Source organism: Streptomyces sp. NPDC006544 (assembly GCF_040611715.1).
Taxonomy (GTDB): Bacteria; Actinomycetota; Actinomycetes; order Streptomycetales; family Streptomycetaceae; genus Streptomyces.
Genome location: NZ_JBEXOV010000038.1, coordinates 1 through 20,152 on the forward strand (window position 1 = coordinate 1; position 20,152 = coordinate 20,152).

The 20,152-nt window shown below is 72.5% G+C and carries 16 protein-coding genes; 5 read left to right on the forward strand and 11 right to left on the reverse strand.

Going from position 1 to position 20,152, the window contains the following annotated elements:
• Positions 1 to 124: 124 nt before the first annotated feature.
• The 5 genes from ilvC to ABZY44_RS19095 all read right to left on the reverse strand — a co-directional run bounded on the left by ilvC (position 125) and on the right by ABZY44_RS19095 (position 8,041).
• The gene (gene ilvC, locus ABZY44_RS19075) at positions 125 to 1,126 is read right to left on the reverse strand and encodes a ketol-acid reductoisomerase (RefSeq protein ID WP_356655235.1); all 1,002 of its coding nucleotides are present in this window, start codon (positions 1,124 to 1,126) and stop codon (positions 125 to 127) included.
• Between the two features lie 135 nt (positions 1,127 to 1,261).
• The gene (gene ilvN / locus ABZY44_RS19080; protein ID WP_150517694.1) at positions 1,262 to 1,786 is read right to left on the reverse strand and encodes an acetolactate synthase small subunit; all 525 of its coding nucleotides are present in this window, start codon (positions 1,784 to 1,786) and stop codon (positions 1,262 to 1,264) included.
• 31 nt (positions 1,787 to 1,817) lie between these two features.
• Entirely contained in the window at positions 1,818 to 3,704 is a 1,887-nt protein-coding gene (locus ABZY44_RS19085; RefSeq protein ID WP_356655237.1) for an acetolactate synthase large subunit, read from the reverse strand.
• A 215-nt stretch (positions 3,705 to 3,919) separates the two neighbouring features.
• Positions 3,920 to 6,742, reverse strand: a complete 2,823-nt coding sequence (locus ABZY44_RS19090) for an EAL domain-containing protein (protein WP_356655316.1) — start codon at positions 6,740 to 6,742, stop codon at positions 3,920 to 3,922.
• Positions 6,743 to 7,084: 342 nt separating this feature from the next.
• Entirely contained in the window at positions 7,085 to 8,041 is a 957-nt protein-coding gene (locus ABZY44_RS19095; protein WP_356655239.1) for a 2-hydroxyacid dehydrogenase, read from the reverse strand.
• Positions 8,042 to 8,122: 81 nt separating this feature from the next.
• Here ABZY44_RS19095 and ABZY44_RS19100 point away from each other — a divergent pair, with 81 nt between their 5' ends.
• From ABZY44_RS19100 to ABZY44_RS19110, 3 genes are all read left to right on the forward strand, one after another.
• Entirely contained in the window at positions 8,123 to 9,130 is a 1,008-nt protein-coding gene (locus tag ABZY44_RS19100; RefSeq protein WP_356655241.1) for an aldo/keto reductase, read from the forward strand.
• A 254-nt stretch (positions 9,131 to 9,384) separates the two neighbouring features.
• Positions 9,385 to 10,548, forward strand: a complete 1,164-nt coding sequence (locus ABZY44_RS19105; RefSeq protein ID WP_356655318.1) for a PQQ-dependent sugar dehydrogenase — start codon at positions 9,385 to 9,387, stop codon at positions 10,546 to 10,548.
• 40 nt (positions 10,549 to 10,588) lie between these two features.
• The gene (locus ABZY44_RS19110) at positions 10,589 to 10,762 is read left to right on the forward strand and encodes a DUF6191 domain-containing protein (protein WP_356655242.1); all 174 of its coding nucleotides are present in this window, start codon (positions 10,589 to 10,591) and stop codon (positions 10,760 to 10,762) included.
• Between the two features lie 25 nt (positions 10,763 to 10,787).
• Here ABZY44_RS19110 and ABZY44_RS19115 read toward each other — a convergent pair whose 3' ends face one another.
• The 6 genes from ABZY44_RS19115 to ABZY44_RS19140 form a co-directional block, all read right to left on the reverse strand.
• Positions 10,788 to 13,841 (reverse strand): AAA family ATPase, encoded by a 3,054-nt coding sequence (locus tag ABZY44_RS19115; protein WP_356655244.1) that lies wholly within the window; start codon positions 13,839 to 13,841, stop codon positions 10,788 to 10,790.
• Positions 13,842 to 13,921: 80 nt separating this feature from the next.
• Positions 13,922 to 14,086: a hypothetical protein gene (locus ABZY44_RS19120; RefSeq protein ID WP_356655246.1), complete on the reverse strand. Its 165-nt coding sequence runs from the start codon at positions 14,084 to 14,086 to the stop codon at positions 13,922 to 13,924.
• Positions 14,087 to 14,299: 213 nt separating this feature from the next.
• Positions 14,300 to 14,887, reverse strand: a complete 588-nt coding sequence (locus ABZY44_RS19125) for a hypothetical protein (protein ID WP_356655248.1) — start codon at positions 14,885 to 14,887, stop codon at positions 14,300 to 14,302.
• A gap of 136 nt (positions 14,888 to 15,023) precedes the next feature.
• Entirely contained in the window at positions 15,024 to 15,578 is a 555-nt protein-coding gene (locus tag ABZY44_RS19130) for a GNAT family protein (RefSeq protein WP_356655250.1), read from the reverse strand.
• Positions 15,579 to 15,617: 39 nt separating this feature from the next.
• Positions 15,618 to 17,867 carry an MMPL family transporter gene (locus ABZY44_RS19135; RefSeq protein ID WP_356655252.1) on the reverse strand — a complete coding sequence of 750 codons (2,250 nt, stop codon included), beginning with the start codon at positions 17,865 to 17,867 and terminating at the stop codon, positions 15,618 to 15,620.
• 158 nt (positions 17,868 to 18,025) lie between these two features.
• Positions 18,026 to 18,406 carry a signal peptidase I gene (locus ABZY44_RS19140; protein WP_356655320.1) on the reverse strand — a complete coding sequence of 127 codons (381 nt, stop codon included), beginning with the start codon at positions 18,404 to 18,406 and terminating at the stop codon, positions 18,026 to 18,028.
• A gap of 167 nt (positions 18,407 to 18,573) precedes the next feature.
• On the opposite strand from ABZY44_RS19140, the gene ABZY44_RS19145 reads away from it, so the two are divergent.
• Together ABZY44_RS19145 and ABZY44_RS19150 are read left to right on the forward strand one after the other, a co-directional pair.
• Complete coding sequence (locus ABZY44_RS19145) at positions 18,574 to 19,383, forward strand: GNAT family N-acetyltransferase (protein WP_356655322.1); 810 nt, start codon at positions 18,574 to 18,576, stop codon at positions 19,381 to 19,383.
• A gap of 246 nt (positions 19,384 to 19,629) precedes the next feature.
• Positions 19,630 to 20,148, forward strand: coding sequence for a DinB family protein (locus ABZY44_RS19150; protein WP_356655254.1), 519 nt, complete (start codon positions 19,630 to 19,632; stop codon positions 20,146 to 20,148).
• The last annotated feature ends 4 nt before the right edge of the window (positions 20,149 to 20,152 follow it).

Sequence of the window (20,152 nt, forward strand, 5' to 3'; positions counted from 1 at the left end):
TTCGCGGCGTCGGTCTGGCCGCTCGGGAGCGACTGGACGCCGGCCCGGACGATCTCGCCGATGACCGCGGAGTTGTACAGGACCGGGCCGGGAGTCACCGTCCCGGCCCCGCCGCGCACGCCGATCAGCTCTCGTCGTTGTCGACCCAGCTCATCAGCTTGCGCAGCTTCTTGCCGGTCGTCTCGAGCAGGTGTGCCTCATCGGCACTCTTGTACTCGTTGTACTTCGGCAGACCGGCCTTGTACTCGGCCATCCAGGTGTTGGCGAACTCGCCGCTCTGGATCTCCGCGAGGACCTTCTTCATCTCGGCCTTGGTGGCGTCCGTGATGATGCGGGGACCGGTGATGTAGTCGCCCCACTCGGCGGTCTCGGAGACCGACCAGCGCATCTTCTCCAGGCCGCCCTCGTACATGAGGTCCACGATGAGCTTCAGCTCGTGCAGGCACTCGAAGTACGCGATCTCCGGCTGGTAGCCGGCCTCGGTCAGGGTCTCGAAACCGGCCTTGACCAGGGCGGAGGCGCCACCGCAGAGGACGGCCTGCTCACCGAACAGGTCGGTCTCGGTCTCCTCGGTGAAGGTGGTCTTGATGACGCCGGCGCGCGTGCCGCCGATGCCGGCCGCGTACGAGAGCGCGAGCGCGAAGGCGGAGCCGGAGGAGTCCTGCTCGACGGCGGCGATGCAGGGCACGCCGCGGCCTTCCTCGTACTGACGGCGGACCAGGTGGCCGGGGCCCTTCGGGGCCACCAGGGCGACGTCCACGTTGGCCGGGGGCTTGATGAAGCCGTAACGGACGTTGAAGCCGTGACCGAAGAAGAGCGCGTCGCCCTCTTCCAGGTGGTCCTTGATGGACGCCTCGTAGATCTCGGCCTGGAGCGGGTCCGGGGTCAGGATCATGATGACGTTCGCCCAGGCGGCGGCCTCGGCGACGGGGAGGACCTTCAGGCCCTGCTCCTCGGCCTTGGCCTTGGACTTGGAGCCTTCGTGCAGGCCGACGACGACGTCGACGCCGGAGTCACGGAGCGACAGCGCGTGGGCGTGGCCCTGGCTGCCGTAACCGATGACCGCGACCTTGCGGCCCTGGATGATGGACAGGTCGGCGTCGTTCTCGTAGAACAGCTCGGCCACTGGGATATCTCCTTGGTGCGCTGGTGTTGCTCCCACCGTACGGCGGGGAACGGAATACGTGGTTCTCGGTCTCGCCATACGAGCGAGCGAGGAACGTGAGCCGCGTCCGGGCCGGCGTCACCGGCCCGGACGGTCTCAGGCGCTGCGGTCGAGCGCGCGCAGGCTGCGGTCCGTGATGGACCGGCCGCCACGCCCTATGGCGATCGTGCCGGACTGGACGAGCTCCTTGATGCCGAAGGGCTCCAGCATCTTGAGCATCGCGCCGAGCTTGTCGGTGCCGCCGGTGGCCTCGATGGTGACGGCCTCCGGGGAGACGTCGACCGTCTTGGCGCGGAACAGCTGGACGATCTCGACGATCTGGGAGCGCGTCTCGTTGTCGGCGCGGACCTTCACCAGAACGAGTTCGCGCTCGATGGCGTTGTGCGCCTCGAGCTCGACGATCTTGAGCACGTTGACCAGCTTGTTGAGCTGCTTGGTCACCTGCTCGAGCGGCAGGTCCTCGACGTTCACGACGATGGTGATGCGCGAGATGTCGGGGTGCTCGGTGACACCGACCGCGAGCGAGTCGATGTTGAACCCTCGGCGGGAGAACAGCGCGGCGATCCGGGCGAGGATGCCGGGCGTGTTCTCGACCAGGACGGAGAGCGTGTGCTTGGACATGTGGGGCGTTCTCTCTCTCGGCTCTCTCGGCTCAGTCGTCTTCGTTGTCGCCGAAGTCGGGACGGACGCCCCGGGCGGCCAGGACCTCGTCGTTCGAGGTGCCGGCGGCGACCATCGGCCACACCATGGCGTCCTCGTGGACGATGAAGTCGATGACGACCGTACGGTCGTTGATCGCGTTGGCCTCGGCGATGACGCGGTCCAGGTCGGCGGGGTCCTCGCAGCGCAGCGCCACGCAGCCCATGGCCTCGGACAGCTTCACGAAGTCGGGGACGCGCGTGCCCCTGCGGGGGGCGGAGGACTCGCCGAGCTGGGAGCCGACGGTGTCGTGGCCCGTCTCGTCCGCGTGCAGCACGGTGTTGGAGTACCGCTGGCCGTAGAACAGGGTCTGCCACTGGCGGACCATGCCCAGCGCGCCGTTGTTGATGATCGCGACCTTGATCGGGATGTTGTTCAGCGCGCAGGTGACCAGTTCCTGATTGGTCATCTGGAAGCAGCCGTCGCCGTCGATCGCCCAGACCGTGCGGTCCGGCATGCCCACCTTGGCGCCCATCGCGGCCGGGACCGCGTAGCCCATGGTTCCGGCGCCGCCGGAGTTCAGCCAGGTGCGGGGCTCCTCGTAGTTGACGAAGTGCGAGGCCCACATCTGGTGCTGGCCGACGCCCGCCGCGTAGATGGTGTGTTCGGGGGCCATTTGGCCGATGCGCTGGATGACCTGCTGCGGCGACAGCACGTCCTCGGAGGGCTTCTCGTAGCCCAGCGGGTACGTCTCGCGCCAGCGGCTGAGGTCCTTCCACCAGGCGCTGTAGTCGCCGGCCTGGCCCTCGGTGTGCTCGGCCTGGACCGCCTGGATCAGGTCGGCGATGACCTCGCGGGCGTCACCGACGATCGGGACGTCCACCGCGCGGTTCTTGCCGATCTCGGCGGGGTCGATGTCCGCGTGGATGATCTTCGCGAGCGGGGCGAAGCTGTCCAGCTTGCCGGTGACGCGGTCGTCGAAGCGGGTGCCCAGCGCGATCAGCAGGTCCGACTTCTGCAGGGCCGTGACGGCCGTGACCGCGCCGTGCATGCCCGGCATGCCCACGTGCAGCGGGTGGCTGTCGGGGAAGGAGCCCAGGGCCATCAGGGTGGTGGTGACCGGGACGCCGGTCAGCTCGGCGAGGACCTTCAGCTCGGCGGTCGCGCCGGACTTCATGACGCCGCCGCCGACGTACAGGACCGGACGCTTGGCCTGACAGATGAGCTTGGCGGCCTCGCGGATCTGCTTGGCGTGCGGCTTGGTGACGGGACGGTAGCCGGGGAGGTCCTGGGTGGGGGGCCACGCGAAGGTGGTCTTCGCCTGCAGGGCGTCCTTGGCGATGTCGACCAGGACCGGGCCGGGGCGGCCGGTCGAGGCGATGTGGAAGGCCTCGGCGATCGTCCGCGGGATGTCCTCGGCCCTGGTCACCAGGAAGTTGTGCTTGGTGATCGGCATGGTGATGCCGACGATGTCAGCCTCCTGGAAGGCGTCGGTGCCGATCGCCTTGGAGGAGACCTGGCCGGTGATCGCGACGAGCGGCACGGAGTCCATGTGCGCGTCGGCGATGGGGGTGACCAGGTTGGTGGCGCCCGGACCGGAGGTGGCCATGCAGACGCCGACCTTGCCGGTGGCCTGCGCGTAGCCGGTGGCGGCGTGGCCGGCCCCCTGCTCGTGGCGGACCAGGATGTGACGGACCTTCTTGGAGTCCATCATCGGGTCGTACGCGGGGAGGATGGCTCCGCCCGGGATGCCGAAGACGGTGTCGCACCCCACCTCTTCGAGAGAGCGGATGAGGGACTGCGCACCCGTGACGTGCTCAACTGCGGTGGACTGCTGTCCGCCGTTACGGGGCCGCGGCTGCGGATGGTGGGCCCCGGTGGCCTGCTCGGTCATCGGCATTCTCTTCTCGAAGCTGAGGGTTTTGCGAGGAGGGTTTTACGAGATGCGACGTTGCCAGTGCAACAAAAAACCCCTCGTGCCGGGAGGCAAGCGAGGGGAGCGCGTCGGGTGCGTTGAGCGGGGACATGCTGGCCCCAGCTTCAGCCGACGCGCTTTCCAAGTACGAGAATTCGGGTGCGCATGACATTGACCCTCCCTCCGGCGGGAGGGTGATGTCAAGCGGGTGGGACGGGCGTCTCATTATGTGAGCCTCTACGGATGGCCATGGAACCCCCGGACGGGCCACCGGCCCATGCGGGCTGGGCCGCACCCCCCGGTACTGGGAACGTACCGCGCACGAGCGCGCGCCGCAGCCTGTACTCGTCCAAGGGGCCCGAAAAGGCCGATCCCTGTCCATGCGTGCAGCCCATCGCGCGCAGCGCCAGGACCTGCTCGGGCAGGTCCACGCCCTCCGCCGCCGACTGCATGCCCAGGTCGTTTGCGATGCGCAACAAACCGGCGGTGATCTTGTGCAGGCGGGGGGACTCCACGACGCCTTCCACCAGGCCGCGGTCCAGTTTGAGCACGTCCACCGGGAGGCGGCGCAGTGCGCCGATGGCCGCGTAACCGCTGCCGAAGCCGTCCAGGGCGATGAGGACCCCGAGCCGGCGCAGGGCCGCCAGGCGCCGCTCCAGGTCGTCGAAGGGCACCCTGGGGTCGGACACGGCGAGCTCCAGGACGAGTGCGCCCGAGGGCAGCCCGTGCCGGGTCAGCAGAGCCTCGACGGAACCCAGCGGCATCGACCGGTCCAGGAGCCGCTGCGCGGTCATCCGCACCGCCACGGGTACGTCGTGTCCCGCGCGGTGCCGTTCGGCGGCCTGCCCCACGGCTTCCTCCAGCAGCCAGCGCCCCAGCTCGGCGGTGCGCGAGGCGTCCGGGACGGCCGTCCGGCCACCGGCGCCGCTCTCGGCGGCGACCCGCAGGAACTCCGCGGGCGTGAACAGGATCCCCTGGGCGGAGCGCCACCGGGCCTGCGCCGCGACCGCCGAGATCTCGCCGGTGGCCAGGGAGACCACGGGCTGGTGGAGCAGGGCGAACTCGCCGTCGTGCAGGGCGGTGCGCAGCCGTCCCGCCAGCTCGGTCCTGCGGACGACCTCGTCCTGCATCTGCGGCGCGTACATCTCGACGCGGTTCTTGCCGCCGGCCTTCGCCCGGTACATCGCGAGATCGGCGTTGCGCATGAGGTCCGAAGGGGTGATGCCGGGGTCGGCGAAGGCCACCCCGATGCTGGCGGCGACCCGGACCTCGCTGCCCGCGATCCGGTACGGCTGGGAGAGGGTGGTGCGCAGCCGGTCGGCGATCTCGTGGACCTGGTACTCGCGGGCGCTGCGGTCGCGGCTGCCGTCCCCCAGGATCAGGGCGGCGAACTCGTCGCCGCCGAGGCGGGCCGCGGTGTCCCCGGCCCGGACGGAGTCCTGGAGCCGGCGGGCGGCCTCGACGAGCAGTTCGTCGCCCGCCTGGTGGCCGATGGTGTCGTTGACCGCCTTGAAGCCGTCCAGGTCGACGAAGAGGACGGCGGTACTGTGGTCCCCCGCGCGCCGGCCGGTGAGGGCCTGGCGGACCCGGCGGGTGAACAGGGCCCGGTTGGGGAGGTCGGTGAGCGGGTCGTGCTCGGCGCTGTGCTGGAGCTGCGCCTGCAGCCGGACCCGTTCGGTGACGTCTCGGCTGTTGAGGATGAGTCCGCCCTGGTGGCGGTTGACGGTGGACTCCACATTGAGCCAGACGCCCTCGCCGGACTTGAAGCGGCACTCGATGCGGGTGGTCGGTTCCTCCGTGGGCGGCGCGGCCAGGAAGCGGCGCACCTCGTGGACCACGCGGCCCAGGTCGTCGGGGTGGATGAGGTGGGCCAGCTCGGTGCCGACCAGCTCCTCCGCCTCGCGGCCGTAGACCCCGGCGGCGGCGGGGCTGACGTAGCGCAGGGTCCCGGTGGGGGCGGCGATCATGATGACGTCGCTGGAACCCTGGACCAGGGAGCGGAAGTGGTTCTCCTTCTGGGCCAGTTCCTGGGTCAGCGCGATGTTGTCGAGGAGCATGATGCCCTGCCGGATGACCAGCGCGAGCACGACGGTGCAGCCGGTGAACACGACGATCCGGTCGACCTTCCGGCCGTCCACCACGTTGTAGAGGATGCCGAGCGTGCAGACGGCGGCCGCGAGGTACGGGGTGAGTGCGGGCAGGGACCCGGTGATGGGCCGGCTGTGCGTCCGTTCCGCGCGGGCCCGGGCGGCGGGCTCGGGGACCGGCAGCCCGCCGTGGATGCGGCGGGCGCCCCAGGGGGCGTACGCGAGGAGCAGCGAGCCCGCGAACCAGCCGGCGTCGAGCAGCTGGCCGGACTGGTACTCGGCGCTGAGCAGGGGCGAGGTGAAGAGCGCGTCGCTGAGCACGGTCAGCGCGAGGGCCGCGATGGCGGTGTTCACGGCGGAGCGGTTGGCCTCGGAGCGGCGGAAGTGCAGCACGAGGACCATGGAGACGAGCGCGATGTCCAGGAGCGGGTAGGCCAGCGAGAGGGCCGCACGCGGGACGCTCCCGGGGGCGCCGGACTGCGCGGTGCGCGCCGCGTGCGCGAGGGCCAGGCTCCAGGACAGGGTGAGCAGGGAACCGCCGATGAGCCAGGAGTCGAGGCCGAGGCAGACCCAGCCGGCCCTGGTGACCGGGCGTTTGGCGAGGACGAGCAGGCCGACGATGGCGGGCGGCGCGAAGCAGAGGAACGCGAAGTCGGCGACGGAGGGCTTCGGCACGCTCTCGCCGAGGACCACCTCGTACCAGCCCCAGACGGCGTTGCCGCAGCCGCCCATGAGGGAGGAGAACGCGAACAGCAGCCAGGCGGGCCGCTCGCGGCTGTCGATGGCCCGCGCGTACGTGAAGCAGGAGACCGCGGCCAGGAGACCGGCGGCGCTGAGCCCGAAGTCGCCCATGAACTCGGCGAGTTCCTCGGAGCCCCAGCCGAGGGCGGCACCCACGGCGTACCCGCTGCAGACCACCGCGAGCAGGAGCTGCATCGCGAGGTTCTTGCCGCCGCCCCCGGCGAGGGGCTGCCGGGTCAGGAGCGCGGCCCCCGGGGCGCTCACCGGCCCCCCTCGCCGGCCGGTTCCGGCGTGCCCCATCGTGGCCTGCGGCGGCTTCGCCGCGTCCGGTCTTTCACCCATTGGCCGTACATCGCCCGTCGCCCCCCAAGTGTCCGATCACTCCCCGACGCGAGACGAACGCGCGCCGTAGCCCCTTGGTCCGGACGATACACCAATTTCGTCACTCAGGGACATAGAGTCTCTACTCTCCGTCACCACACGGGGAGTTGAGGACACCACGGGCGCCCGTACGGCTGCGGAGCGTGGCGGCCCGCGTCACTCCGTGATCAGCACCGTGTTCTCCACGGGCTCCCCGTCGGCGAACCTGCGGAGCTGGCGGGCCACCAGGCGCTTGGCCCGCGGCGCGAACGCCGAGCTGCTGCCGCCCACATGGGGCGTGATCAGGACACCCGGAGCATGCCAGAGCGGATGGCCGGAAGGCAGCGGTTCGGGGTCGGTCACGTCCAGCGCGGCGCGCAGTCGGCCCGTCTCCAGCTCCCGCACGAGCGAGCCGGTGTCGACGACGGGCCCGCGCGCCACGTTCACGAGCAGCGCCCCGTCCTTCATGCGGCCGAGGAACCCGGCGTCCACGAGCCCCCGCGTCCCGTCCGTGAGCGGCGTGGAGAGGATCACCACGTCGGCGGCGGGCAGGAGTCGGGGCAGGTCGGCGAGGGCGTGCACCGGACCGTGCGCCGTGGTGCGCGCCGTCCGCGCGACCCGCGCGACGCGCTCGCACTCGAAGGGCGCGAGCCGGTCCTCGATGGCCGCGCCGATCGCCCCGTAGCCGATGATCAGTACGGACTTGTCCGCGAGGGCGTCGTAGAACCCGCCACGCCATTCCTCGCGGTCCTGGCCGCGCACCATGCCGGGGATCCCGCGCAGGGAGGCCAGGGTCAGGGTGAGCGCGAGCTCCGCGGTGCTCGCCTCGTGGACGCCCCGGGCGTTGCACAGCCGTACGCCGGGAGGCAGGCCGGCGAGGCCGCCCGGGGCGCCGACGAACGCGTCGACGCCGGCGGTCAGGGTCTGGACGACCCGCAGGCGTGGCATCGCGGCCAGCGGGCGCAGGGTGACGGCCTCGGACTTCATGTACGGGGCGACGTAGAAGACGCAGTCGGCCGGATCGGCCGGGAAGGTCTCCTCGCCGTCCCAGTGTCGGTAGCGGAAGGAGGCGGGCAGGCCGTCGATCTCCTCGGCGGGGAACGGGAGCCAGACGTCCGGAGTTTCTGCAGTCATGATCACGAGGCTATGCCAGGGGATCCCGGTCGAGCCGTTAGTTTGTGTGCCGGACCGGGCGGGACCAGGAGGGACGCGGGAGTGGAGCGCAGGTCGATCGGAGCGGGGTCGCTGACGGTGGGCGCCATAGGGCTCGGATGCTTGCCCATGAGCGGGGCGTACGCGCCGTCGCGCCGGAGCCGCGAGGACTCGCTGGAGACGGTGCACACGGCGCTGGACCTGGGCGCGAACCTGCTGGACACCGCCGACCTGTACGGCCCCTACACCAATGAACTGCTGCTCGGACGGGTGCTGGCGCACCGGCGGGGCGACGCCTTCGTGTCGGCCAAGGTGGGGCTGCGCTCGGACGGCCAGCACGTGGTGGCGGACGGACGGCCGGGGTATCTCCGGCGGGCCTGCGACGCCTCGCTGCGGCGGCTGCGCACCGATGTCATCGACCTCTACCAGCTGCACCGGGTGGATCCGGACGTGCCGGTCGAGGAGACCTGGGGCGCGATGGCGGAGCTGGTGGGCGCGGGGAAGGTGCGGGCGCTCGGCTTCTGCGCGCTGGGCGCCGGGGCCGGGCCGGGGGCGGGGCGGCGCGCGGACCGGTCGTACGGGGCGACCGTGCGGCACCTGGAGCGGGCGCAGCAGGTGTTCCCGGTGAGCGCGGTGCAGGCGGAGCTGTCGGTGTGGTCCCCGCAGGCGGCCTGGCAGCTGCTGCCGTGGTGCGCGGCGCGCGGGGTGGGGTTCCTCGCGGCGATGCCGCTGGGGAGCGGGTTCCTGACGGGGACGCTGACGCCGGGTGAGGGGTTCGAGCCGCGGGACGTGCGGGCGAGGCACCCTCGGTTCACGGCGTACGCGATGGCGGCGAACCAGGTGCTGGTGGCGGGGCTGCGGCGGGTCGCGCGGCGGCACGGGCCCGAGGTCACGGAGGCGCAGGCGGCGCTGGCGTGGGTGCTGGCGCAGGGGCCGCAGGTGGTTCCGGTGCCGGGGGCCGGGCGGGCGCACTGGGCGGCGGAGAACGCCCGGGCGGCGCAGGTCCGGCTGACCGCCGCGGACCTCGACGAGCTGGCGGAGCTGCCGGAGCCGGTGGGGGGCTGGGACTGAGCTTCCGGCCGTGGATCCGGGACCACCGCACAACCACTCGATCGAGTGTACGAGTGGTGGAACTTCGGGATCGGTCGAGGCTGTTGAGATGGGTGAAGGGCACGATCGGAGGATCCGAGGGGAGCAGGACGATGCGATACGGCGGCAGGCGGCAGAGGGCGCGAGCGCGGGCACAGGCACAGGAGCGGGGCCGGGCAGGGGGACGACGGGCACCCGTTCCCCACGCCACCGCGCGGGCCCGGACCCGCGGAGTACTGGCGGCGTGCGCCCTGGCCGGGTGCGGGGCGCTGCTGGCGGCGGGATGCTCGCCGCCGGGCGGAGCGGGGGCCGGACCGTCCGCGTCACCCTCCGCCTCCGCGGCCTCCGGGTCGCCGGCCTCGGGGGCTTCGGCGGGGCCGTCCGCGTCGGCCTCGGGGCCGCCGGCCAAGGGCGGCGTGACGGTGACGGGTGTGATAGCCAAGGACCTGGAGTCCCCGTGGGGCGTGGCTCCGCTGCCCGACGGGAACCTCCTGGTCGCCTCGCGGGACAAGGGGACGATCAGCCGGGTCGACGTGGCCACGGGCGCGGTGACCGCCGTGGGCAAGGTGCCCGGAGTGGCCCCGGGAGGCGAGGGCGGTCTGCTGGGTCTGGCCCTGTCCCCTTCCTTCGCCGCGGACCGTATGGTCTACGCGTACTTCACGACCGAGTCCGACAACCGCATCGCCCGGCTGCGCTATGACGACAAGAGACCGGCCGGTGAGCAACTGGGCGCTCCCGACACGGTGTTCAGGGGAATCCCGAAGGGTCTGATCCACAACGGCGGCCGGATCGCGTTCGGCCCGGACAAGATGCTCTACGCCGGGACGGGAGAGACCGGCGAGGCGGGGCTCGCGCAGGACAAGAAGTCCCTGGGCGGCAAGATCCTTCGCATGACTCCGGACGGGCAGCCGGTGCACGGGAATCCCGAGGCCGATTCGGTCGTCTATTCCTCCGGGCACCGCAATGTGCAGGGGCTCGCCTGGGACGGGGACAAGCGGCTGTGGGCGGCCGAGTTCGGGCAGAACACATGGGACGAGCTGAACCTGATCGAGCCGGGCGGGAACTACGGCTGGCCGGAGGCGGAGGGGATCGCGGGCAAGCCGGGCCTGCGGGATCCCGTGGCGGTCTGGAAGACCGACGAGGCCTCGCCGAGCGGCATCGCCTGGGCACGGGGCTCGGTGTGGATGGCCGGGCTGAAGGGGCAGCGGCTGTGGCGGATCCCGCTGGCCGGGGCGACGCCGGTGGCGCCGCCCGAAGCCTTCCTGGAGGGTGAGTACGGCCGGCTGCGCACGGTGGTGGCCCTCGGCGGGGACACATTGCTGCTGGTCACGAGCGAGACCGACGGACGCGGGTCGCCGGAAGCGGGCGACGACAGGATCCTGACACTGACGGTGCGATGACCTGAGGGCCCCCATGGGGGACGAAAGGCGCGGTGGCGCGATGTTCAACATGATCGAGGAGCTCTTCAGCCCGGGACGCAAGCACACGGACGACGAGAAGAAGCGGCTGGAGCTCTCCCGGACCGATGTGAGCGACAACGATCCGGGAAAGGGCCCGATAGACCTGGACTCCGGCAAGGTCCTCATACGCACCCGGGAGGACCCGGCGGCCTGACCCCGGCGGCCTGAACCTCGGCGGCCTAGTGCTCTGACCGGAGTGGTCCGCCGGGGGCGGGGGCGGCCGGGCCGAAGAGCCTGAGCCGGTGGGCCAGGGCGGCCGCGGCACCGCGACCCGCCACGCCCAGCTTCGCCAGGATGTTCGAAACGTGGACACTGGCCGTCTTCGGGGAGATGAAGAGCTCCTCGGCGATCTGGCGGTTGGTCCGGCCCGCCGCGACCAGGCGCAGTACGTCCCGCTCCCGGCTGGTCAGGCCCAGCGCCTCGACCGGGTCGGTGTCCGGGACGGGCGGCGCCCCAGTGCAGGCGGGGCCGAGCGGGAGCCGGGCGCGCTGCGCCAGCAGGGCCAGGTCCTCGCGCAGCCGGCGGGCCCCCAGCCGCTCGGCGGTGGCGTAGGCCTCATGGAGCAGCCCGGCCGCGGTCTCGCGGTCGCTGCCCGAGCCCAGCAGGGCTTCCACGAGCCGGTGCCGGGCCCTGGCCAGCAGGTACGGGCGCTCCAGCGGCCGGACGGCCGCCTCGACGGCCGTCCAGTCGGCGACGGTGTCCCGCGCCTCGGCCCGCAGCAGTTCGGCGCGGACGTACTCCGCGTGGGCGACCCACACCGGAACGGGGGTGCCCAGGGTCCGCGCGGCGTCGCGCAGCACCGTCAGCGCCTCCTGGCGGCCCGCCTCCGCGGCCGGCAGCCCGCGGGCGTCGGCTTCGGCCGAGGCGGCCGCGAGCAGCATCGGCCAGGCGTAGCGGTGGTGGCCGAGCGGGAAGCCGTAGTCGACGGCGGCGGCCACCTCGGTGCGCACGTCGGCTATCCGGCCCTCCCCCGCGGCCACGCCGATCGCGAGGCGAAAGAGCGGCAGCCGGTGCTGGGGCTGTTTGTCGTGGGGTCCGAAGTGGGCGCGGGCGGCGGCGAGCTGGGCTGCGGCTTCCGTGAACTCGCCGCGGGCCAGGGCCAGGTAGGACAGCCGTGCGCAGGCGGAGGCGCGCGGAGCGGAGCTGCTGAGGCTCTGGGTGCGCCGAGCCTCCGCCGCGGCCTCGTCCCAGCGGCCGAGGCTGTACAGGCTCTCCGCCATGTTTCCGCGCACCCAGGCCTCGGAGTCCCTGAGCTGGGACTTCTTGACCAGTGCGGCACCTTGTTCGGCCAGTTCCACGGCTTCGCGGGACCGGCCCATGCTTTCCAACTGAGAGGTGAGGTTGATATGCGCGCGTCCTGCCAGCATGGCGAGCCCGAGTTCGGCGGCCCGGTCCTTGACGGCGTACATCTCGGCGAGACCCCGCTCGGGTTCACCCGAGTCGGTGAGCAGCGTGCCGATGGTGATCCGGGCGTTGAGCTCGGTGTCCTCGGCGCCGATCATCCGCGCGTACTCCACGGCGCGTTCGGCGGCCGCGAGGTTGTCGGGGCCGGGGCTGTGGAGCATGCCCCAGCTCGCGGCCCGGACCAGGACGTCGGCGTGCACCTGGGACGGGGGCAGCCCGCGGACGAGTTCCTGCGCCTTGGCGAGTTCCTCCCAGCCGTCGCCTCGGGCGAGGCCCGCGACGAGCCGGGAGCGCTCGGTCCAGAACCAGGCCGCGCGCAGCGGGTCGTCGCCGTCCTCGAGGAGGCGCAGTGCGGTCTTGGTGAGCTTCAGGGCGCGCTCGCGTTCGCCGCCGAAGCGGGCGGAGACGGTCGCCTCGGCGAGCAGGTCGAGGTACCGGAGCGGGGTCGTCGCGGGGTCGCAGCCGCAGGGCGGGTACACGTCGGTGTAGTCCGCCGGGCGCAACGCGTCGCGTATCTCCTGCGGTACGCCTTCCCACAGGTCCATGGCCCGCTCCAGCAGCCGCAGCTGCTCGGAGTAGGCGTGCCGGCGCCGGGCGGCGACGGAGGCGGCGAGCACGGCGGGCAGCGCCTTGACGGCGTCGTTGGCGTGGTACCAGTAGGTGGCGAGGCGGATGACCCGCTCGTCGGCGCGGATCAGCGTGTCGTCCGCCTCGAGCTCTTCGGCGTAGCGCCGGTTGACGCGGGCGCGTTCGCCGGGCAGCAGGTCGTCGGAGACGGCCTCGCGGACCAGGGAATGGCGGAAGCGGTAGCCGTCGCCGTCCGTGGTGGCGAGGAGGATGTTGGCGCCCACGGCCGAGCGCAGCGCCTCGATCAGCTCGTCCTCGGTGAGCCGGGTGACGGCGCGCAGCAGGGCGTACTCGACGGTGGACCCGCCCTCGGCGACGATGCGCACCACGCGCTGCGCGGCGTCCGGGAGGACTTCGACGCGCACGAGGAGGAGGTCGCGCAGGGATTCGGTGAGGCCGGTGAGGCAGCCGCTGGAGCGGGAGGCGACGAGTTCCTCGACGAAGAAGGCGTTGCCGTCGGAGCGGGCGAAGACCGTCTCGAGGAAGTCCTCGTCGGGCTGCGAGGCGAGGATGCCGGCGAGCTGGCGGCGCACTTCGGCCCGGTTGAACCGGGGCAGTTCGATGCGCTGGACGGTGCGCAGCCGGTCCAGTTCGGCGAGGAGCGGGCGCAGCGGGTGGCGGCGGTGGACGTCGTCGGCCCGGTAGGTGGCGACCACGACGAGCCGGCCGCTGCCGAGGGCCCGGAAGAGGTAGGACAGCAGGTGCCGGGTGGAGGTGTCCGCCCAGTGCAGGTCTTCCAGGACGAGGACGACGGTGCGGTCGGCGGCGAGCCGTTCCAGCATCCGGGCCGTCAGTTCGAAGAGCCGGGCGGTGCTCTCCTCGTCGTGCGGGCCGCGCGGGGTCTCTCCGAGTTCGGGGAGGATGCGGGCCAGTTCGTCCTCCTGGCCGGCGGCGGCCGCGGCCAGCTCGTCCGGCAGCAGGCGGTGCAGGGTGCGCAGGGCCGTCGAAAAGGGGGCGAAGGGAAGTCCCTCCGCCCCGATCTCCACACAGCCTCCGACGGCGACGACCGCGCCGCGGCGGTCGGCCTCGCAGAGGAACTCCTCGGTGAGCCGGGTCTTGCCGACTCCTGCTTCGCCGCCTATGAGCAGCGCCTGCGGCTCCTGGGCGGCGGCGCGCGTCAGAGCGTCGGTGAGTACGGCCAGTTCGTCGGCTCGGCCGACGAACACCGGGCTGACAGATCTGGTCTCCACGTCGCCGAGCATCGCACAGACGCCCTGGCCGCCGGCACTCGTTATGAATGCGCTTCTCGTCACGTGCCGGCCCGCGCCGGTCCCCTGGCGGGTTACGCGGTGCGGGTCGCGCCGACCCGCACCCTCACCGGCCCCTCCGGGTCCTGGGTTCGGGACAAGGAGCGGCGGGTCCTCTTCGCCTCCCGGATCAGGCGGTACGTGTCGGCCTGGCGGATGAGGTCGTTGCTGCGGGCGGCGGCGATCTCGTACTCGAACATCTCGTACTCCCTGGTGGCGTTTCTCGGGCACCTCGTTCGGTGTGATCCAAGATTCGCGTCCCAGGGGGTACCGGCACATCGGGAGCATGCCGCATCTGCGCGACCCGGGGTGCCTTAGTCCAGGGCCGGGGGCCCTGGGGGCGGACTAAGGCGGTACCTAGGCGGGGAGCCGCGTGACGGCTCCGGGCCGGGGCGGGCGGGCGGCCGGTGGGACTAGGCGGCCTTCGGGAGCGGGAGGAAGTACATGACGGCGAAGGCGATGACACCGATGACGCCGAGGGCGACGGCGGCCCAGGACACGGCGCGGACCCAGGTGGGGAGGGTACGGCCGGGGGCGCCGAAGGCCGGGCGGGCCAGGACGAAGACGGCGACGAGCAGGGCGAGGGTGGACAGGACGCCGTTGACGAGCGCGGTCATGTGCCAGGCGTTGCCGTACAGCGCCTCGATCTTCGCCTCGGTGCTGGTGGCGTTGACCGAGTCGATCTGGCCGACGAGGGTCGCGCGCTCGGCTATGACGCGGGAGACCCAGCTGCCGCTGAGGGCGATCAGACCGAGACCGGCGGCGACGAGGGCGGAGGCGGCGGCGCCGACACCGCTCGGCTCCTCGGCGGGCTCGTCCATCTCGTCGTCGAAGGCTTCGACGTCTTCGAGGCCCGCGAGCTCCTCGTCCGGAACGGCTTCGCCTGCGGTTTCGGTGTCCGCGGCGGCCGGGGCGGTCGTCCCGGCGGCGTCGGCCTTCTTCAGGTCGGCCGGGGAGTCCGCCTCGGGAGCGGTCGGGGCGGGGGTCTTCGTGGTGTCCATGCGGGGCACCGTAGGCGGCTTGTATGAGAGGTTTCTGAGAATCGGCGCGGGCGGCCGCCTGCGCCCCGTCCCGGATCCGGGAGGGGAGCGGGGACGGGCGCGGTGGCGGCGGGAGTTGGGGCGCCGGTTACGCCGGTTACGCCGGTCGGTCCGCCGGCCACTCGTGGGCGAGGACCGACCAGATCTCGGTGTCCTGGCGCAGGCCCCGGTAGAGGTCGTTCCCCCGCATGACGCCGTCGCGGGTCATGCCGAGGCGTTCGGCGGCGGCGATGCTCTTCTTGTTGCCGGAGGCGACGTGCCACTCGACGCGGTGCATGCCGCGCTCGCGGATCGCCCAGTCGATGATGATCCGGCAGGCCTTGGTCACCAGGCCGCGGCCGGCCATGGCGGGCTCCAGCCAGCAGCCGGCCTCGCAGGTGCCGGCCGCGGTGTCGAAGGTGCGGAAGAGGACACCGCCGACGAGGACGCCGTCCACGCGGATGCCGTAGAGCCGCCCGGTGTCGGTGGCCGCCTTCTGCGCGTAGAGCGCCAGGTAGGACCGCGCCCCGTCGAGGTCGGCGACCACGTCCGGCAGTCCGACGTACTGGCCGATGTACTCCCGGCCGCGGTCCATGTGGGCCAGGAGTTCCTCGGCGTGCCGGATCTCCAGCGGGAACAGCTGGGCGTCTTCGGCGATGTCTATCGAGAACATGCGGGCTTGTCCTTGGGTCTCGGGCGGCGGTCCGCCGGCTCACCGGGATGCTGTGGCGGGCTCGGGGCCGTCCTCGCTCGTGGCGGCTGCGGCGCCGGTCCGCTGTGTCGGAAGTGTCGCACGGGGCCCGCCCGCGGGGGGTTCGATGCTGATCCGCGGCAGCCGGCGGTCCAGCCAGGCCGGCAGCCACCAGTTGGCGCCGCCGAGCAGGTGCATCAGGGCCGGGACGAGGAGGGTGCGCAGGACGAAGGCGTCGAGGGCGACGGCCACGGCGAGCGCGATGCCGAACATGGCGATGATCCGGTCGCCGCTGAGCACGAAGGCCAGGAAGACGGAGATCATGATGACGGCCGCCGAATTGATCACCCGGCTGGTCTCGGCGAGGCCGACGCGGACGGCGCGCCGGTTGTCCCCGGTCTCCAGCCACTCCTCGTACATCCGGCTGACGAGGAAGACCTGGTAGTCCATGGACAGCCCGAAGAGCACGGAGACCATGATCACCGGCAGGAAGGGCTCGATCGGTCCGGCGCTGCCCAGGCCCATCCGCTCGCTGCCCCATCCCCACTGGAAGACCGCGACGACGACTCCGAAGGAGGAGGCGACGGCGGCGACGTTCATGGCGGCGGCTTTGAGCGGGATGCCGAGGGAGCGGAAGGCCAGGAGCAGGAGCACACAGCCGAGCGCGACGACCACCCCGACGAAGAGCGGCAGTTTGCCGATGATGACCTCGGCGAAGTCGTCGTAGCCCGCGGTCACGCCGCCGACGTGGACCCGCAGGGACGAGCCGTGCTCGGCGCGCGGGATGACGTCCTCGCGCAGCGTGTCGACGAGCTCGCTCGTGGCCCGGGACTGCGGCGCCGAGTCGGGTACGACGGTGATGACGGCGGTGTCCGCGCTGCGGTTGAGGACGGCCGGTCCGGCGGAGGCGACGCCCGGGGTCGTGCGGAGGGAGGCCGCGAGCCGGTCCACGGCGATCCTGTCGTCGGCTCCGTCGAGGCGGGCGACCACCGTCAGCGGGCCGTTCGTCCCGGGGCCGAACCCTTCCGCGAGCAGGTCGTAGGCCTTGCGGGTGGTGGACGTGGCCGGGTTGTTGCCCTGGTCGGAGGTGCCGAGGTGGAGGGAGAGCGTGGGCAGTGCCAGCACCACCATGACCGCCGTGGCGAGAAGGCCGAGCAGTTTCGGCCGCCGCTCCACGAAGGCCGACCAGCGGGCGGCGAAGCCCGTGGTGCTCCCGCCCTTCGGGCCCTCGGCCGCCAGCCTGCGGCGCTCGCGGCGCGAGAGGGCGCGCGCGGCGATGTACGAGAGGAGGGCGGGCAGCAGGGTCACCGAGGCGGCGACCGTCAGGACGACGGTGAGGGAGGCGGCGATCGCGACGCCGTCGAGGAAGTCCAGCCGGAGCACCAGCATGCCGAGCAGGGCGATGCAGACGGTGGCCCCGGCGAAGACCACGGCCCGGCCGGTGGTGGCGACGGCGCTCTCGGCCGCCGCCTCGACCGACAGGTCGCGCTGGAGGCCCGTGCGGTGCCGGGTGACGATGAACAGCGCGTAGTCGATCCCGACGCCGAGGCCCACGAGGGTGCCGAGCATCGGGGCGAAGTCGGCCACCGGCATCGCGTGCCCGAGCAGGGTGATGCCGAAAGAGGCGGTGCCCACGCTGACGAGGGCGGTCGCGAGGGGCAGCAGGCTCGCGGCGAGCGAGCCGAAGGCCAGGAAGAGCACGAGGGCGGCGACGGCCACGCCGACGACCTCGGCACGGTGCGCTCCGGGGGCCTCGGTGAGGGCGATGGCCCGGCCGCCGAGCTCGACCTGGAGGCCCTCGGCCTGGGTCGTCGGGTTCTTCGCGGCCTCGACGACGGACTTCGCCCGGGCCTTGGGGACCGAGTCGGCCTGCTGGTCGAAGGTGACCACGGCGTAGGCCGTGCGCCCGTCGGGGCTGATCCGTGCCGCGCTCTCGGGGCCGGAGCCGTAGGGGCCGGAGACCGATCCGACGCCGGGCAGCGCGGCGATCGCGTCGAGCGCCCGCGTCATGCGTTCCTCGACGGCGGGGGTACGGGCGTTCTGGTGCTCCGGGGTGCGCCACACGACGGTGTCGGCGTCCCCGCCCTGTCCGTGGAAGCCCTCGCGGAGCAGGGCGTGCGCCTTGGCCGACCCGGTGCCGGGGACCTCGTAGTCGTTGGAGAACGCCGCTCCGGCGCCGACGGCGGCGGCGGCGGTCCCGCCGAGCGCGAGGAGCCAGAGCAGGACGGTCACGAGACGGTGCCGCATGCACCATCGTGCGATTGCTGCCAACGGACGAGCTCCCTGGTGGTTCGGATCTTCACCGGGGAACGGCCCGTCGCAAAGAACGCTGGAACGCTGAACGCCGTGGTCCGGCCGTGCCGGGACCCGGGGTCCGTACCTTCACGATCTCAGCGTTCCTTGATCGTCGGCGGCCTTCGTGGTCATCGTCACAGGCCCCGGAAAGGACAGGGGACCAGGTGCCCGGACTCGTACGGACCTTGGTCACCCGGGGGCGCCTCCGGCGGCTCGCCGGCCCGGTAGCCGGGGAGGGAGGGCCAGCGGACGGTGAGCACCACCGCGTCCTCCTCCGCGTACCAGGAGTGGTCCACGCCGCGTCCCCACACGACGTAGTCCCCCTGTTCGGCGAGTACCACGCTCCGGCCGGGGAACTCCAGCCGGAAGCGCCCGCTGATCAGCACCTGCAAGGCCGTGCGCTCCTCGCCGCGCACCCACTGGGTCCGCTCGTCACCCTTGGGGTGGACACCCCATTTGATCTCCACGTCCTCGCTGTGACGGGGATCGCCGGGGTCCTTGAAGTGCCCGAGCAGCCAGCCCCGGTCGACGGCGGCGTCGGGAGCGGCCTTGCCGGTGTAGACCGGGGGGACGGGGGTGGCGCGGGTGGGGCTGCTCGCGGGGGCGTTCAGGGGGTCGTTCACGGGGCGAGGCTAATGCAGTTGTCGTGGTGCCCGGCGCCTGGTCAGCTGGCCCGATGACGATGGATCCTGATGCGCTGCTGACGTTGCGCGACGAGTTCGACACGCAGATGCGCCGCGAAGCGCAGCCCGACACCGCCGATGCGCGCGTGGAGCGCGCGGGTGCGGTCGTACGCCAGATCGTGCCGGGAGCCGGCGGGAACACGATCCTGTGGTCCGGGCTCGACGCGCGCACGGCGGACGCGGCGATCGCGGAGCAGGTGGCCTTCTTCACGGAGCTGGCGGCCCGGGGGGAGATCCCGGACGCGGAGTTCGAGTGGAAGCTCTACGACTACGACCGCCCGGCCGACCTCGGGGACCGGCTGCGCGCGGCCGGCTTCGTGGCGGAGCCGGCGGAGACCCTGCTGGTCGGGAGGACCCCGGACCTCGCGCGCATGGCGGTGGAACCGCCGGAGGGCATCACCCTGCGGGTGGTGACCGACGAGGAGGGGGTCGACCTGATGATGGAGGCCCACCGCCGCGCGTTCGGCACGGAGCGCCCGCGCATCCGGCAGCTGATGCTGAACCTGCTGGCGCAGGAGCCCGACACGATCGAGGCGGTCGTCGCGATGGCGGGTGACACCCCGGTGAGCGCGGCCCGGATGGAGATGCGCCCCGGCACCTCCTTCGCCGGCCTGTGGGGCGGCGGCACGGACCCGCGGTGGCGCGGCCGGGGCATCTACCGCCTCCTCGTCGCCCACCGCGCCCGCGTGGCGGCGGAGCGGGGCATCCCCTACCTCCAGGTCGACGCATCGGACGACAGCCGGCCGATCCTGGAACGCCTGGGGTTCGAGGCACTGGGGGTCACGGTGCCGTGGGTGTGGGCGGGCTGAGGGACAGGGGCCGGCGGAGGAGATCCGGGCCCGCCGGCCTTCAGGCGGGCCGTACGGGAGGAGGGGGGCGTCGTGGGATGGCGCGGCGGCGCGCGCAGCACGGGCGTCGCGGGGTCGCGGGCAGCGGGCGTCGCGCGCCGGCACAAGCACCGCCGCGTGGAGCGGCGCGGGTGGGCGGACGGTGCGCGACACCCAGATGAGGCGAACGCCTTCCGCCCGGCGGAGCCTCGGGGCAAGATCGCACCCATGGCAGCGACAGAACCCACCCCCCGCATCGGGCCGCCCCTCACCGCGGGCGAGCGCGAGATGCTCCGCGCGCACCTCGACTACCACCGCGCCACCCTCGCCTGGAAGTGCGACGGCCTCACCGACGAGGAGCTGCGCCGCCAGGCGTCCCCACCCTCCACCCTCTCCCTGCTGGGGCTGGTCCGGCACATGGCGGAGGTCGAACGGCACTGGTTCCGCCGCACCGTGGGCGGAGCCGACGTCCCGCACCTGTGGTCGGACGAGCGCGACTTCCAGGCCGCCTACGACGCCTCCGGCTCGACGCGCGCCGAGGCCTTCGCGGCCTGGGAGGCGGAGGTGGAGCACGCGCGCTCGGTCGAGGCGGCCGCCGAGTCCCTCGACGTGACGACGTACGTCGTGAAGTGGAAGGAGGAGGCCTCGCTCCGCATGCTCATGCTGCACATGATCCACGAGTACGCCCGCCACAACGGCCACGCCGACTTCCTCCGCGAGGCCATCGACGGCACCACGGGCGCGTGACCCC